The sequence below is a fragment of the Streptomyces sp. NPDC090088 genome (genome assembly GCF_044747345.1).
Classification (GTDB): Bacteria; Actinomycetota; Actinomycetes; order Streptomycetales; family Streptomycetaceae; genus Streptomyces.
In genome coordinates, this window is record NZ_JBIVDZ010000001.1 from 1,507,564 (window position 1) to 1,522,737 (window position 15,174).

Here is a 15,174-nt window from a genome sequence, read left to right on the forward strand (position 1 = left end):
GTCTCGCACAACCGGCCCACCCCGAATCACGGACACCGCGCGTGAATGGTTCCGCGCGACGTCTCACACCGCATTCTTGCTGCCGTTACCGATTCGTGTCACTCGCCTGTGGACAACTGCCCGCAGTATGTCGGTCTTACGGCCTTTCGGTGGCCTATTCGACAGCGGGCCGACAGCTTTCCGCGTGGGGGATCCGGGGTGCGCGTCCTGCTGCGCGCGGTCGGGGGAGGGGGCGGGACGGGTGGCGGGTCAGACCGGGTCGACCTCGCGCAGCAGGCCGGTGCGGACGTCGAAGACGAAACCGCGGACGTCGTCGGCGTGGAGCAGGAACGGCGAGGTGCGCACCCGCTGCATCGACTGCCGTACGTCCTGGTCGACGTCGCGGAAGGACTCCACCGCCCAGGCCGGGCGCTGGCCGACCTCCATCTCCAGCTCGGTGCGGAAGTCCTCGGTGAGGGCCTCCAGGCCGCAGCCGGTGTGGTGGATGAGGACGATGCTGCGGGTGCCGAGCTTGCGCTGGCTGATGGTCAGGGAGCGGATCACGTCGTCGGTGACCACGCCGCCCGCGTTGCGGATGGTGTGGCAGTCGCCGAGCTGCAGGCCCAGCGCCTTGTGCAGGTCCAGACGTGCGTCCATGCAGGCCACCACGGCCACGTGCAGCACGGGCCGGGCGTCCATTCCGGGGTCGGTGAAGGCATCGGCATAGGTGCGGTTGGCGTCGACCAGGCGATCCGTCACGGTGCCGTCCGTGGTTATGGCGCCTTCGGATCCAGTGGGAACTGCTGCGGAAGTCGTCATAGTCATGACGTTACTGGTCACGGCTGGTCACGGCCTCCTGTGAGAGGGGACAAAGAACGTCATCGTGGCTTGTTGTGAGCTAACCCACACGGAGGGCAAAGCGGGGCTGTAAGGATGATTCCTTTCCAATTGCCACCCCCGACGCGATGCCGTACGCGACGCGCAGGCCGGTTGATTGACCGCGCGACACGGTGGACTAAAGTGACGCGAAGCGGGAGGCGAGGCTCTCCCCGCTGGTGAAATCCCCTGGAGACCCCGGCACGGCGCCCGGGCCGTCTCCCCACGTGCGCGGCGCGCGTACCGAGCGGGCGGGGACCCGGCGGTGCGTCCCCCCGTGCCGGAACTGAGAGGCCCCCTTGAGCCAGAGTCGACACGTCCCGGTGATGCTCCAGCGGTGCCTGGATCTGCTGGCGCCCGCCCTGGAGGCGCCCGGAAGCGTGGTCGTCGACTGCACCCTCGGTCTCGGCGGCCACAGCGAGGCGCTGCTGACCCGCTTCCCCGAGGCCCGCCTGGTCGCCCTGGACCGCGACAAGGAGGCCCTGCGCCTGTCCGGCGAGCGGCTCGCCCCCTTCGGTGACCGCGCCACCCTGGTGCACGCGGTCTACGACGAACTCCCCGACGTACTCGAACGCCTCGGCATCGCGCGCGTGCAGGGCGTGTTGTTCGACCTCGGGGTCTCCTCCATGCAGCTCGACGAGGCCGACCGCGGCTTCGCCTACGCCCAGGACGCGCCCCTGGACATGCGCATGGACCAGACGACCGGCATCAGCGCCGCCGATGTACTCAACACCTACCCGGCCGGTGACCTCGTCCGCATCCTGTACGCGTACGGCGAGGAGAAGCAGGCCAAGCGGATCGTCTCGGCGATCGTCCGGGAGCGCGCCAAGGAGCCGTTCACCAACAGCGCCCGGCTCGTCGAGCTGATCCGGGACTCGCTGCCGCAGGCCGCCAAGCGCACCGGCGGCAACCCCGCCAAGCGCACCTTCCAGGCCCTGCGCATCGAGGTCAACGGCGAACTCTCGGTCCTGGAAAGGGCGATCCCGGCCGCCGTGCAGGCCCTCGCGGTCGGTGGACGGATCGCGGTGCTGTCGTACCACTCGCTCGAAGACCGTCTGGTGAAGCAGGTGTTCGCGGCCGGCGCCGCCACCACCGCGCCGCCCGGGCTGCCGGTCGTGCCCGAGCAGTACCAGCCGCGGCTCAAGCTGCTCACGCGCGGTGCCGAACTTCCCACCGAGGAAGAGGTCGCCGAGAACCGACGCGCCGCTCCGGCGCGTCTTCGTGGGGCCCAGCGGATCAGGGAGTCCATTGAATGAGCCGTGTGAGCGAGAGGACGCTGGGCACCCACCGGAGGACACGTGAGTAGGAAACCCGAGCTGAAGGGACGGGCCGCCCGGCTCGCCCGGCTCTTTCCGGCCGGCCGTGCCCGCCAGGCCGCCCGCACCCCGTTCGTCCTGCTCGTCGTGCTGCTCCTCGGCGGCGGCCTGATCGGCCTGCTGGTGCTGAACTCGGCGCTCAGCGAGGGCTCGTTCAGACTCGACGACCTGCAGAAGCAGACCAAGAACCTCACCGACGAGGAGCAGGCCCTGCAGCGGGACATCGACGCCTACTCCGCCCCCGACGCCCTCCAGCGCCGGGCCCGTGAGCTCGGCATGGTCCCCGGCGGCGACCCGGCCTTCCTCGGCCCCGACGGCACCGTGAAGGGCGTCCCCAGCCCGGCCGCCCTCCGGCAGACCACCGTGCCGCCCGCCCCCGAGGTCATCGGCACGCGGTCCACGGCCGCACCCACCCCGACGCCCACCGCCTCCGCGCCGGTGACGCCGGTGTCGGTCCCCGCGCCGACGCCCACCCCGGCCCTCACGCCCGTGACATCCCCGACCCCGACCCCCGGCAGGTGACGGAAGTGCCCGACACTTCTGGAGACAGGCAGCCGCCGCGCCGCCGCGTGCCCGGCCCCGCCAAGCCGCCCCGGCCCCGGGACCCCAGGGGTACCGTCCGCAGCCGCTCCGGCCCCGGGCCCGGCGCCCGCCCGGTCCGCCGCCCGAGCACCCCGCGCTCCCCGGCAGCCCCCGCCCTGCGGCTCGGCAGCCCCCGCCCCCGGCTGCGCATGGTCGGCCTCGCCCTGACCCTCGTCCTCCTGGTCTTCGTCGGACGCCTTCTCCAGGTCCAGGCCGTCGACGCCAGTGCCTACGCGGCGAAGGCCGAGCTGAACCGGTACGTCGTGCACACCCTGGCCGCCGAGCGCGGCGGGATCACCGACCGCAACGGCGTGGCGCTGGCGATCAGCGAGGACGCGTACGACATCACGGCCGACCCCACGATGTTCACCAGCAAGCAGCTCAAGGTGGACGACGGCCCCGAGCAGGCCGCCGCGCTGCTCGCCCCCATCCTCGGCAAGGACCAGGCCAGCCTCGTCAAGCTGCTGCGGCCCGCGAACAAGGACCTGCGCTACGTCCGGCTCGCGACCCGGCAGACCCCGCAGGTCTGGAAGCAGATCAAGGACCTGAAGGCCGCGCTCACCGCCAAGGCCGGGACCGACGACAACACCGTCAACGCGCTGGCCGGCGTCTTCGCCGACCCCAGCAGCCAGCGCGTGTACCCGAACGGCGACCTGGCCGCCGGGATACTGGGCTGGGTCAACGCCGAGGGCAAGGGCGGCGGCGGGATCGAGCAGCAGCTCGACAAGCAGCTGACCGGCAAGGACGGCAAGATCCGCTACGCCCAGTCCGGCGGCCGCGAGGTGCCCACCGCGGGCTCCACCGAGACCCCGGCCGTGCCCGGCTCCGACGTCGAGCTCACCATTGACCGCGACATCCAGTGGGCCGCGCAGAACGCCATCACCGAGCAGGTCAAGAAGTCCAAGGCGGACCGCGGCTACGTGGTCGTCCAGGACACCAGGACCGGGCAGATCCTGGCGATGGCCAACTCGCCCGGCTTCGACCCGAACGACCTGTCGACGGCCGACTCCGCCGACATGGGCAACGCGGCCCTCCAGGACGCCTACGAGCCCGGCTCCACGGCCAAGGTGATGTCCATGGCGGCCGTACTGGAGGAGAACGCCGCCACCCCGCTCACCCATGTGGTGGTGCCCAACCGGCTGCACCGCGGCGACCGGCTCTTCAAGGACGACGTCGACCACGCGACCTGGTACCTCACGCTCAACGGCGTGCTCGCCAAGTCCAGCAACATCGGCACCATCCTCGCCACCGGCCAGCTCGGCAAGACCCAGGAACAGGCCAACCAGGCCCTCTACTCGTATCTGCGCAAGTTCGGCATCGGCAGCTACTCCGGGCTCGACTTCCCCGGTGAGACCAGGGGCATCCTGGCCGCGCCGAACAAGTGGTCGACCTCGCAGCAGTACACGATTCCTTTCGGCCAGGGCTTCTCCATCAACGCCATGCAGGCGGCCTCCGTCTACTCGACGATCGCCAACGGCGGGGTCCGCGTCGACCCGACCCTGGTGCGCGGCACCAAGGGCGCCGACGGCAACTTCACCCCGGCCGCACAGCCCAAGAAGACCCGCGTGATCAGCGCGAAGACGGCCAAGACCCTGGCCGAGATGCTGGAGTCCGTGGTGGACGACGAACAGGGCACCGGCGCCAAGGCGGCCATCCCCGGCTACAACGTCGCGGGCAAGACCGGCACTGCCAACCGAGTGGATCCGGCCACCGGCAAGTACCGCGGCTACACCTCGTCGTTCGCCGGCTTCGCGCCCGCGGACAACCCCCGCATCACCGTCTACTGCGCCATCCAGAACGCCACCTCCGGCAGCTACTTCGGCGGCCAGATCTGCGGCCCGATCTACAAGCAGGTGATGGAGTTCGCCCTCAAGACCCTCCAGGTCCCGCCGACCGGTGCCAAGGCGGCGAACCTGCCCGTCGACTACAAGCCCTGACACAAGCCCTGATCAGCACCGCAGCGCTCTCGCACAGACCACCAGGAACGAGCTCGTGACAACGATCACCCCCGATCCCGGGAACCACGGCGTCCCGCGCCCCTCACTTCGCTCCCCGGCGGGTGCGCCCGGTACGCTCACCGCCGTGCCACATGCTGATCAGTCCCAAACCACCCAGGAGGGCGCTTCCGTGACATATCCGGGGCCGCCCAGGCCGGTTCAGATCTCCGCCACACCCCTCGCGGAGCTCGCCGACCAGCTGGGTGCCGCCGAGCCGGCCACCGCGGGCGACACCGCCGAGGTCACGGGCATCACCCATGACTCGCGCGCGGTCCGCCCCGGCGACCTGTACGCCGCCCTGCCGGGCGCCCGGCTGCACGGCGCCGACTTCGTCGCCCAGGCCGCCGGCCTCGGCGCGGTCGCCGTGCTGACCGACCCGACGGGCGCCGAGCGCGCCGCCGCGACCGGCCTGCCGGTCCTGGTCGTGGACGACCCGCGGGCGCGGATGGGCGAACTCGCGGCCACCATCTACGGCCGTCCCGGCAGCGACCTGCTCCAGATCGGCATCACCGGCACGTCCGGCAAGACCACCACGGCCTACCTGGTCGAGGGTGGCCTGAAGTCGACCCGCAACACGGGACTCATCGGCACGGTCGAGACGCGCATCGGCGACGAGCGCATCAAGTCCGAGCGCACCACCCCCGAGGCCACCGACCTCCAGGCGCTGTTCGCCGTCATGCGCGAGCGCGGCGTCGAGGCGGTCGCCATGGAGGTCTCCAGCCACGCCCTGGTCCTCGGCCGGGTCGACGGCTGTGTCTTCGACATCGCCGTCTTCACCAACCTCAGCCCGGAACACATGGAGTTCCACTCCGACATGGAGGACTACTACCGGGCCAAGGCACAGCTGTTCACCCCGAAACGCAGCAGACGGGGCGTGGTCAACGTCGACGACGAGTACGGCCGCCGGCTCGCCCGGGAGGCCTCCGTCCCGGTCGTCACCTACTCCGCCGAGGGCCACCCCGACGCCGACTGGCGCGCCACCGACGTCCACATCGGCCCGATGGACTCGACGTTCACCGTCGTCGGGCCCGAGGACGTCCGGATCGCCGCCAAGTCGCCGCTGCCGGGCCCCTTCAACGTGGCGAACACCCTCGCCGCGATCGTCGCCCTCGCCGCCGCCGGCCTCGACCCGCAGACCGCCGCCGACGGCATCGCCGCCGTGCCGGGCGTGCCGGGCCGCCTGGAGCGCGTGGACGCCGGACAGCCCTACCTCGCGGTCGTCGACTACGCCCACAAGACGGACGCCGTCGAGTCGGTCCTGCGGGCCCTGCGCAAGGTCACCAAGGGCCGGCTGCTGATCGTCCTCGGCTGCGGCGGCGACCGCGACCGCACCAAGCGGGCCCCGATGGGCGCCGCGGCGGCCCGGCTCGCCGACACGGCCGTACTCACCTCCGACAACCCCCGCTCCGAGGACCCCCTCGCCATCCTCGCGACCATGCTGGAAGGCGCCGCCTCGGTGCCCGCCCACGAGCGCGGCGAGGTGCTCCTCTTCGAGGACCGGGCCGCCGCGATCCAGGCCGCAGTCGCCCGCGCGCACCCCGGCGACACGGTGCTGGTCGCCGGCAAGGGCCATGAGCAGGGCCAGGACATCGCCGGCGTGATCCGTCCCTTCGACGACCGCCAGGTCCTTCGCGAAGCCATCCAGAAGACCCAGGGATGAAAATCCAGAAGACCCAGGGGATGAACTTGTGATCGCCCTCTCTCTCGCCGAGATCGCAGAAGTCGTCGGCGGGCAGACGCACGACATACCGGATCCGTCCGTCCAGGTCACCGGGGAGGTCGTCCGGGACTCCCGCGAGGCGGGACCGGGCAGCCTGTTCGCCGCCTTCGTGGGCGAGCGGGTCGATGGCCACGACTTCGCGGCCCAGGTCGTCGGGCAGGGCGCGGTCGCCGTACTGGCGTCGCGCCCCGTCGGCGTGCCCGCGATCGTCGTGGACGACGTCCAGCGGGCCCTCGGCGCCCTGGCCCGTCATGTCGTACGACGGCTCGGCGCGACCCTCGTCGCCCTCACCGGCTCGGCCGGCAAGACCAGCACCAAGGACCTCGTCGCCCAGGTGCTGCGCACCAAGGCGCCGACCGTGTTCACGCCCGGCTCGCTCAACAACGAGATCGGGCTGCCGCTGACCGCCCTGTCCGCCACCGAGGAGACGAAGTTCCTGGTGCTGGAGATGGGGGCCCGCGGCATCGGCCACATCCGGTACCTGACGGATCTGACGCCCCCGAAGATCGGCCTGGTCCTCAACGTGGGCACCGCCCACATCGGCGAGTTCGGCGGCCGGGAGCAGATCGCCCAGGCGAAGGGCGAGTTGGTGGAGGCACTGCCGGCCGCCGAGGACGGCGGGGTCGCGATCCTCAACGCCGACGACCCGTTGGTGCGGGCCATGGCCTCCCGTACCCAGGCGAAGGTGGTCCTTTTCGGAGAGTCGGCCGAAGCGGACGTACGGGCCGAGAACGTACGACTCACGGACACGGGACAGCCCGCGTTCAGCCTTCACACACCCTCCGGTGCAAGCGATGTGACCATGCGCCTGTACGGTGAGCACCACGTGTCGAACGCGCTCGCCGCGGCCGCCGTCGCCCATGAGCTGGGCATGTCCGCGGAAGAGATCGCCACCGCGCTCTCCGAGGCTGGCTCCCTCTCCCGCTGGCGTATGGAGGTCACCGAGCGCCCGGACGGCGTGACCATCGTCAACGACGCCTACAACGCCAACCCCGAGTCCATGCGAGCCGCGCTGCGCGCGCTCGCGGCCATGGGCACAGCCTCACAGGCCAAGGGGGGACGCACGTGGGCGGTGCTCGGCAAGATGGCCGAGCTCGGGGACGAGGCGCTCGCCGAGCACGACGCGGTCGGACGGCTCGCCGTCCGGCTCAATGTCGGCAAGCTCGTCGCCGTCGGGGGAGTGGAAGCCTCCTGGCTGCAACTGGGCGCATATAACGAGGGTTCGTGGGGTGAGGAGTCGGTGCACGTGTCCGACGCACAGGCGGCGGTCGACCTGTTGCGCAGCGAGTTGCGCCCGGGGGATGTCGTCCTCGTGAAGGCGTCACGTTCGGTGGGCCTGGAGAGCGTTGCGCAGGCGCTCCTGGAGGCCGGTGCCGAGGGTGTTGATGCCCGATGATGAAGCAGATCCTGTTCTCGGGTGTCATCGGTCTCTTCCTGACGCTGATCGGCACCCCGCTGCTGATCAAGCTCCTCGCCCGCAAGGGCTACGGGCAGTACATCCGTGACGACGGCCCGCGTGAGCACGCCAGCAAGCGCGGTACGCCGACGATGGGCGGTATCGCCTTCATCCTGTCGACGGTCGCCGCCTACTTCCTGTCCAAGGTGATCACCGGCTACACCCCGACGTACTCGGGTGTGCTGGTGCTGGGCCTGATGTGCGGGATGGGCCTGGTCGGCTTCCTCGACGACTACATCAAGATCGTCAAGCGGCGTTCGCTGGGCCTCAGGGCCAAGGCGAAGATGGCCGGCCAGCTGATCGTCGGCATCTCCTTCGCGGTGCTCTCGCTGCAGTTCGCCGACGCCCGCGGCAACACCCCGGCCTCCACCAAGCTGTCGTTCATCACGGACTTCGGCTGGTCCATCGGCCCGGTGCTGTTCGTGGTCTGGGCGCTGTTCATGATCCTGGCGATGTCCAACGGCGTGAACCTGACGGACGGTCTGGACGGCCTCGCCACCGGCGCCTCCGTGCTCGTCTTCGGCGCCTACACGTTCATCGGCGTCTGGCAGTTCCAGGAGTCCTGCGCCAACGCGACGACCCTGACCAACCCCAACGCCTGCTACGAGGTGCGCGACCCGCTGGACCTCGCGGTCATCGCCTCCGCGCTGATGGGTTCCTGCCTCGGCTTCCTGTGGTGGAACACCTCGCCGGCCAAGATCTTCATGGGCGACACCGGTTCGCTGGCGCTCGGCGGTGTCCTCACCGGCCTGGCGATCCTGTCCCGTACGGAAATCCTCGTGGCCATCATGGGCGGTCTGTTCGTCCTCATCACCATGTCGGTCGTCATCCAGGTCGGCTCCTTCAAGCTCACCGGCAAGCGCGTCTTCCGGATGGCACCACTCCAGCACCACTTCGAACTCAAGGGCTGGTCCGAGGTACTTGTGGTGGTCCGCTTCTGGATCATTCAAGGTATCTGTGTGATTGTCGGACTTGGCCTCTTCTACGCGGGATGGGCAGCGGACAAGTGACCTCCTCGGTGTCCCCGGAACTCCAGGGCAAGCACGTCACCGTCGCCGGGCTGGGCGTCTCCGGCGTCCCGGCCGCGAAGGTGCTGCACGCGCGCGGCGCGATCGTCACGGTCGTCAACGACGGCGACGACGCACGCGCGCGTGAACAGGCCGCGGAGCTGGAGGCGCTCGGCATCACCGTGCGCCTCGGCGACGGCGCCACCCTGCCCGAGGGCACCGAACTGATCGTCACCGCACCCGGCTGGAAGCCGGACAAGCCGCTGTTCACGGCGGCCCGCGCGGCCGGCGTCGACATCTGGGGGGATGTCGAGCTGGCCTGGCGGCTCCGCGGCCCCGACGCTGCCCCCTGGCTGGCCGTCACCGGCACCAACGGCAAGACCACCACCGTCCAGATGCTGGCGTCGATCCTGAAGGCCGCGGGCCTGCGCACGGCCGCCGTCGGCAACATCGGCGTCTCGCTGCTCGACGCGGTCCTCGGCGACGAGGAGTACGACGTCCTGGCGGTGGAGCTGTCGAGCTACCAGCTGCACTGGGCGCCCTCGCTGCGCGCCCACTCGGCGGCCGTGCTCAACCTCGCCCCGGACCACCTGGACTGGCACGGCTCCATGGAGGCGTACGCCAGGGACAAGGGCCGTATCTACGAGGGCAACCGGGTCGCCTGCGTCTACAACGTCGCCGACAAGCTCACCGAGGAGCTGGTCCGGGAGGCCGACGTGGAGGAGGGGTGCCGGGCCATCGGCTTCACCCTCGGCACCCCGGGGCCGTCCCAACTCGGTGTCGTGGACGGCATCCTGGTCGACCGGGCCTTCGTCGAGAACCGGCACCAGAACGCCCAGGAGCTGGCCGAGGTCTCCGACGTCAACCCGCCGGCCCCGCACAACATCGCCAACGCCCTGGCGGCGGCGGCCCTCGCGCGGGCCTTCGGGGTGCCCTCGACGGCCGTACGGGACGGGCTGCGCGCCTTCACCCCGGACGCCCACCGCATCGCGCACGTCGCCGACGTGGACGGGGTCGCCTACATCGACGACTCCAAGGCCACCAACACCCACGCGGCGGAGGCCTCGTTGGCGTCGTACGAGTCGATCGTATGGATCGCGGGCGGGCTGGCGAAGGGCGCGACCTTCGACGAGCTGGTCGCCAAGTCGGCGAAGCGACTTCGCGGGGTGGTGCTCATCGGCGCCGATCGCGCCCTCATCCGGGACGCCCTCGCGCGACACGCGCCGGAGGTACCCGTCGTCGACCTCGACCGGACCGACACTGGGGCGATGCTCGCGGCGGTCCAGGAGGCCCGGCGGCTGGCGGTCGAGGGCGACACGGTGCTCCTCGCCCCCGCCTGTGCCTCCATGGACATGTTCGCCAACTACAACAAGCGCGGTGACGCGTTCGCCCAGGCTGTTCGCGGACTCGGAGCCTGACCCGGCCGCCTGCCGGGCGACCATGGGAGGGACGCGTGGGACGGTCGACGTTCAGCGGAGGCGTTGATGCCCGGTAGCCGCACCGGCCGCCCGCCCGTACAGCGAGCGGTCCGCAGGCCCGCCGCCTCCCGCTCACGGCGGGACAACCCGTTGCGGCGGCTCTACACGCGCGCCCAGCGGGCCTGGGACCGGCCGCTGACCGCCTACTACCTGATCCTCGGCGGCAGCCTGCTGGTCATCGTGCTGGGTCTGGTGATGGTCTACTCGGCCTCCCAGATCACCGCGCTGCAGATGTCGCTGCCGGGCTCGTTCTTCTTCCGCAAACAGTTCCTGGCCGCGTGCATCGGCGGTGTGCTGCTGCTCGTCGCCTCCCGGATGCCGGTGAAACTGCACCGGGCGCTCGCCTACCCGATCCTCGCCGGAGCCGTCTTCATGATGGCGCTGGTGCAGGTGCCGGGGATAGGGATGTCGGTCAACGGCAACCAGAACTGGATCTCCCTGGGCGGCTCCTTCCAGATCCAGCCCAGCGAGTTCGGCAAGCTGGCCCTGGTGCTCTGGGGCGCGGACCTGATGGCGCGCAAACAGGAGAAGCGGCTGCTGACCCAGTGGAAGCACATGCTGGTGCCGCTGGTCCCGGTCAGCTTCCTGCTGCTCGGGCTGATCATGCTCGGCGGCGACATGGGCACGGCGATCATCCTGACGGCGATCCTGTTCGGCCTGCTGTGGCTGGCGGGGGCGCCGACCCGGCTGTTCGCCGGGGTGCTGTCCATCGCGGGCGTGCTCGGGGTGATCCTCATCAAGACCAGCCCCAACCGCATGGCCCGGCTCGCCTGCATCGGCGCCACCGAGCCCAAGACCGGCGTCGCCGACTGCTGGCAGGCGGTGCACGGCATCTACGCCCTGGCCAGCGGCGGGCTCTTCGGATCCGGGCTCGGCGCGAGTGTGGAAAAATGGGGGCAACTCCCCGAAGCCCACACCGACTTCATCTTCGCCGTCACCGGTGAGGAACTGGGCCTGGCGGGGACGCTGTCGGTACTGGCCCTCTTCGCGGCTCTAGGCTATGCGGGTATCCGCGTGGCCGGATGCACGGAGGACCCCTTCGTGAGGTACGCCGCGGGAGGCGTGACCACCTGGATCACCGCCCAGGCGGTGATCAACATCGGTGCGGTGCTCGGCCTGCTGCCGATCGCCGGCGTCCCCCTCCCGCTGTTCTCCTACGGAGGCTCCGCCCTGCTGCCGACCATGTTCGCCATCGGGCTGCTGATCGCCTTCGCACGCGACGAGCCCGCTGCGCGGGCGGCGCTTGCGATGCGGCAACCTCGCTTTGGTAGAAAGCGGGGAGCCGGGGGTCCTCGCGGACCTCGGAGATGGAACACGATGCGACGGCGCGCCCCGGCGGCGCGCCCGTCCGGAGAGCGGTGAATTTCGGTGCATGTCGTACTCGCTGGTGGGGGGACCGCCGGCCACATCGAGCCCGCGCTCGCCCTCGCGGACGCCCTGCGCAGGCAGGACCCCACCGTGGGGATCACGGCCCTGGGCACGGAACGCGGCCTGGAGACCACGCTCGTCCCGCAGCGGGGCTATGAGCTGGCGCTGATCCCGGCGGTGCCGCTGCCCCGGAGGCCCACCCCCGAGCTGATCACCGTCCCCGGCCGGCTGCGCGGCACCATCAAGGCCGCCGAGCAGATCCTGGAGCGCACCAAGGCGGACTGCGTCGTCGGCTTCGGCGGCTATGTCGCCCTGCCCGGCTACCTCGCCGCCAAGCGCCTCGGCGTGCCGATCGTGATCCACGAGGCCAACGCCCGCCCCGGCCTCGCCAACAAGATCGGCTCCCGGTACGCGGCCGCCGTCGCCGTCTCCACCCCGGACAGCAAGCTGCGCGACGCCCGTTACATCGGCATCCCGCTGCGCCGCTCCATCTCCCTCCTGGACCGGGCCGCCGCCCGTCCCGAGGCCCGGCACCGCTTCGGCCTGGACCCCAACCTGCCCACGCTGCTGGTCTCCGGCGGCTCCCAGGGCGCCCGCCGGCTCAACGAGGTCGTCCAGCAGGTCGCTCCCTGGCTCCAGCAGGCCGGCATCCAGATCCTGCACGCGGTCGGCCCGAAGAACGAACTGCCGCAGGTGCACCAGATGCCGGGGATGCCCCCCTACATCCCGGTAAGTTACCTGGACCGGATGGACCTCGCGTACGCCGCCGCCGACATGATGCTCTGCCGCGCGGGCGCGATGACCGTCGCCGAACTCTCCGCCGTCGGGCTCCCGGCCGCCTACGTCCCGCTGCCCATCGGCAACGGCGAACAGCGTCTGAACGCCCAGCCGGTGGTCAAGGCCGGCGGCGGCCTCCTGGTCGACGACGCGGAGCTCACCCCGGAGTGGGTGCAGCAGAACGTCCTGCCCGTGCTCGCCGACCCCCACCGGCTGTACGAGATGTCCCGCGCGGCAAGCGAGTTCGGCCGCCGGGACGCCGACGACCTGCTCGTCGGCATGGTGTACGAGGCGATCGCCTCAAGCCGCTAGGACTGTATGACGAAAGGCAAGTGAGCAGCGTGGCCGGACCGACCACCACCGCCGAACGCGGTGAACGCCAGCGGGAGTCGTCCGGCCCGCCGCTCCTTCGGCGGCTGCGCAACCGCCGCTTTCGTATGATCGTCATTCTGGCCCTCGCCGTGGTGCTCCTCGGATCCGGTTCCGTCTGGCTGTTGTACGGCTCTCCGTGGCTGCGCGTTCGGCACGTCTCCGTGTCCGGTACGGCCGTTCTGACGCCGGAGCAGGTGCTGGAGGCCGCCGACGTCCCGGTCGGGGCTCCGATGATCTCCGTGGACACGGACGGCATCGAGGCCCGGCTGCGCCGGAGACTGCCCCGGATCGACGTGGTCGACGTCGTCCGTTCCTGGCCTCGTGGAATCGGGCTGAAAATCACCGAGCGCACCCCGGTTCTGCTCATCGGAAAGGGCGGAAACTTCGCCGAAGTGGACAAGGAAGGCGTCCGGTTCGCGACGGTTTCGCAGGCGCCGAAAGGCGTTCCGGCGCTGGAATTGACTCTGTCCCGATCGGGTTCGGCCACCGCGAGCCTGCGCCGCTTCGGCACCGACCGGCTGGTGCGGGAGGCGGTCCAGGTCGCGGGTGCCATTCCGGCCGCCGTCCGCCGGGACACCGCGACCCTCAAGGTCCGTTCCTACGACGACATCTCGCTGGAGTTGAGCGGCGGGCGCACCGTCGAGTGGGGGAGTGCCGAGAACGGCGCCGCCAAGGCGCGTACTCTCAGCGCACTCATGAAAGCCGCTTCCGGTGCCCGGCACTTCGACGTGAGCGTTCCCACCGCCCCCGCGTCATCGGCGAGTTGACGCACATCAGCGCAGGCCAGCACCCTGGTTGGGCACCGCTATGGCTGATCACATAGGGTGAAAAGAAAAACGGGAGGTTCGGCGTGTTCGTTGAACGGGCGCCACTTGTCGACTTAGTGTCCTGTTCAGAAGACTCCAGGGAACAGACACACTGGTAACCCTAAACTTCAGGCTTAGGGTTCGGGTCGGCGCTACGGACCGTCCCATTCGGCATCTGCCGTCCCCGCGCGGGGCACCGCTCGTGGACGGCGACGTTAATTCGAGGCGAGAGGCCTTCGACGTGGCAGCACCGCAGAACTACCTCGCAGTCATCAAGGTCATCGGTGTCGGCGGCGGTGGTGTCAATGCCATCAACCGGATGATCGAGGTCGGCCTCAAGGGCGTCGAGTTCATCGCCATCAACACCGACGCGCAGGCGCTGTTGATGAGCGACGCCGACGTCAAGCTCGACGTCGGCCGTGAACTCACCCGCGGGCTCGGCGCCGGCGCCAACCCGGCCGTCGGCCGCAAGGCCGCCGAGGACCACCGCGAGGAGATCGAGGAGGTCCTCAAGGGGGCCGACATGGTCTTCGTGACGGCCGGCGAGGGCGGCGGCACCGGCACCGGCGGCGCGCCCGTCGTGGCCAACATCGCGCGCTCGCTGGGCGCCCTCACCATCGGCGTGGTCACCCGCCCGTTCACCTTCGAGGGACGGCGCCGGGCCAACCAGGCCGAGGACGGCATCGCCGAGCTCCGCGAAGAGGTCGACACCCTCATCGTCATCCCGAACGACCGGCTGCTGTCCATCTCGGACCGCCAGGTCTCGGTGCTCGACGCCTTCAAGTCGGCCGACCAGGTCCTGCTCTCCGGTGTCCAGGGCATCACCGACCTCATCACCACGCCCGGTCTCATCAACCTCGACTTCGCCGACGTGAAGTCGGTCATGTCCGAGGCCGGTTCGGCCCTCATGGGCATCGGCTCGGCCCGCGGCGACGACCGCGCGGTGGCCGCCGCCGAGATGGCGATCTCCTCGCCGCTCCTGGAGGCCTCCATCGACGGCGCCCGGGGCGTGCTGCTCTCCATCTCCGGCGGCTCCGACCTCGGCCTGTTCGAGATCAACGAGGCCGCCCAGCTGGTGAGCGAGGCCGCCCACCCCGAGGCCAACATCATCTTCGGCGCGGTCATCGACGACGCCCTGGGCGACGAGGTCCGGGTCACGGTCATCGCGGCCGGCTTCGACGGGGGCCAGCCCCCGGCCCGCCGGGACAACGTGCTCGGCTCCTCCTCGGCCTCCGCCCGCCGCGACGAGCCGACTCCGGTACGGCAGCCCGAGTCCCGCCCGTCCTTCGGCTCGCTCGGCAGCGTGACCCCCAAGGAGGAGCCGGAGCCGGCGCCCGAGCCGGTCGCCGACATCCCGGTCGCCCCGCCGGTCCCGCCGTCGCGTTCCTACTCGGACAGCGCGGCCGAGGAACTGGACGTACCGGACTTCCTCAAGTGATC

Annotated in this window: 12 protein-coding genes; 11 read left to right on the plus strand and 1 reads right to left on the minus strand. The window is 70.6% G+C overall.

What is annotated here, in order from left to right; all coding sequences use genetic code 11:
* Positions 1–249: 249 nt before the first annotated feature.
* Entirely contained in the window at positions 250–798 is a 549-nt protein-coding gene (locus ACIPSJ_RS06660; RefSeq protein ID WP_359209614.1) for a carbonic anhydrase, read from the minus strand.
* A 356-nt stretch (positions 799–1,154) separates the two neighbouring features.
* Between ACIPSJ_RS06660 and rsmH the strand changes: the two genes are divergently transcribed.
* From rsmH to ftsZ, 11 genes are all read left to right on the plus strand, one after another.
* Positions 1,155–2,111 carry a 16S rRNA (cytosine(1402)-N(4))-methyltransferase RsmH gene (gene rsmH / locus ACIPSJ_RS06665; RefSeq protein ID WP_401344081.1) on the plus strand — a complete coding sequence of 319 codons (957 nt, stop codon included), beginning with the start codon at positions 1,155–1,157 and terminating at the stop codon, positions 2,109–2,111.
* Positions 2,112–2,153: 42 nt separating this feature from the next.
* Entirely contained in the window at positions 2,154–2,693 is a 540-nt protein-coding gene (locus ACIPSJ_RS06670) for a septum formation initiator family protein (protein WP_401344083.1), read from the plus strand.
* A gap of 5 nt (positions 2,694–2,698) precedes the next feature.
* Positions 2,699–4,690, plus strand: a complete 1,992-nt coding sequence (locus ACIPSJ_RS06675) for a penicillin-binding transpeptidase domain-containing protein (protein WP_401344085.1) — start codon at positions 2,699–2,701, stop codon at positions 4,688–4,690.
* Between the two features lie 55 nt (positions 4,691–4,745).
* Positions 4,746–6,410 carry a UDP-N-acetylmuramoyl-L-alanyl-D-glutamate--2,6-diaminopimelate ligase gene (locus ACIPSJ_RS06680; protein WP_359209626.1) on the plus strand — a complete coding sequence of 555 codons (1,665 nt, stop codon included), beginning with the start codon at positions 4,746–4,748 and terminating at the stop codon, positions 6,408–6,410.
* A gap of 28 nt (positions 6,411–6,438) precedes the next feature.
* Complete coding sequence (gene murF / locus ACIPSJ_RS06685) at positions 6,439–7,866, plus strand: UDP-N-acetylmuramoyl-tripeptide--D-alanyl-D-alanine ligase (protein WP_359209629.1); 1,428 nt, start codon at positions 6,439–6,441, stop codon at positions 7,864–7,866.
* Positions 7,866–8,936 (plus strand): phospho-N-acetylmuramoyl-pentapeptide-transferase, encoded by a 1,071-nt coding sequence (gene mraY / locus ACIPSJ_RS06690; protein WP_355708256.1) that lies wholly within the window; start codon positions 7,866–7,868, stop codon positions 8,934–8,936. The genes murF and mraY overlap by 1 nt, the downstream gene beginning before the upstream one ends.
* Entirely contained in the window at positions 8,918–10,351 is a 1,434-nt protein-coding gene (gene murD / locus ACIPSJ_RS06695; protein WP_401344087.1) for a UDP-N-acetylmuramoyl-L-alanine--D-glutamate ligase, read from the plus strand. The genes mraY and murD overlap by 19 nt, the downstream gene beginning before the upstream one ends.
* Positions 10,352–10,417: 66 nt before the next feature.
* Complete coding sequence (ftsW, locus tag ACIPSJ_RS06700; RefSeq protein ID WP_401344089.1) at positions 10,418–11,773, plus strand: putative lipid II flippase FtsW; 1,356 nt, start codon at positions 10,418–10,420, stop codon at positions 11,771–11,773.
* Between the two features lie 6 nt (positions 11,774–11,779).
* Entirely contained in the window at positions 11,780–12,868 is a 1,089-nt protein-coding gene (gene murG, locus ACIPSJ_RS06705; RefSeq protein WP_355707916.1) for an undecaprenyldiphospho-muramoylpentapeptide beta-N-acetylglucosaminyltransferase, read from the plus strand.
* 29 nt (positions 12,869–12,897) lie between these two features.
* A complete protein-coding gene (locus tag ACIPSJ_RS06710; protein WP_401344596.1) occupies positions 12,898–13,695 on the plus strand; it encodes a cell division protein FtsQ/DivIB in 798 nt (265 codons plus the stop codon).
* A gap of 280 nt (positions 13,696–13,975) precedes the next feature.
* Positions 13,976–15,172 (plus strand): cell division protein FtsZ, encoded by a 1,197-nt coding sequence (gene ftsZ / locus ACIPSJ_RS06715; protein ID WP_359209637.1) that lies wholly within the window; start codon positions 13,976–13,978, stop codon positions 15,170–15,172.
* The last annotated feature ends 2 nt before the right edge of the window (positions 15,173–15,174 follow it).

What these genes read in the sequence shown, in the direction of transcription:
- ACIPSJ_RS06660 (WP_359209614.1), bottom strand. Translation starts at nt 798, where the DNA reads ATGACGACTTCCGCAGCAGTTCCCACTGGATCCGAAGGCGCCATAACC.
- mraY (WP_355708256.1), top strand. Translation starts at nt 7,866, where the DNA reads ATGAAGCAGATCCTGTTCTCGGGTGTCATCGGTCTCTTCCTGACGCTG.
- ftsW (WP_401344089.1), top strand. Translation starts at nt 10,418, where the DNA reads ATGCCCGGTAGCCGCACCGGCCGCCCGCCCGTACAGCGAGCGGTCCGC.
- murD (WP_401344087.1), top strand. Translation starts at nt 8,918, where the DNA reads ATGGGCAGCGGACAAGTGACCTCCTCGGTGTCCCCGGAACTCCAGGGC.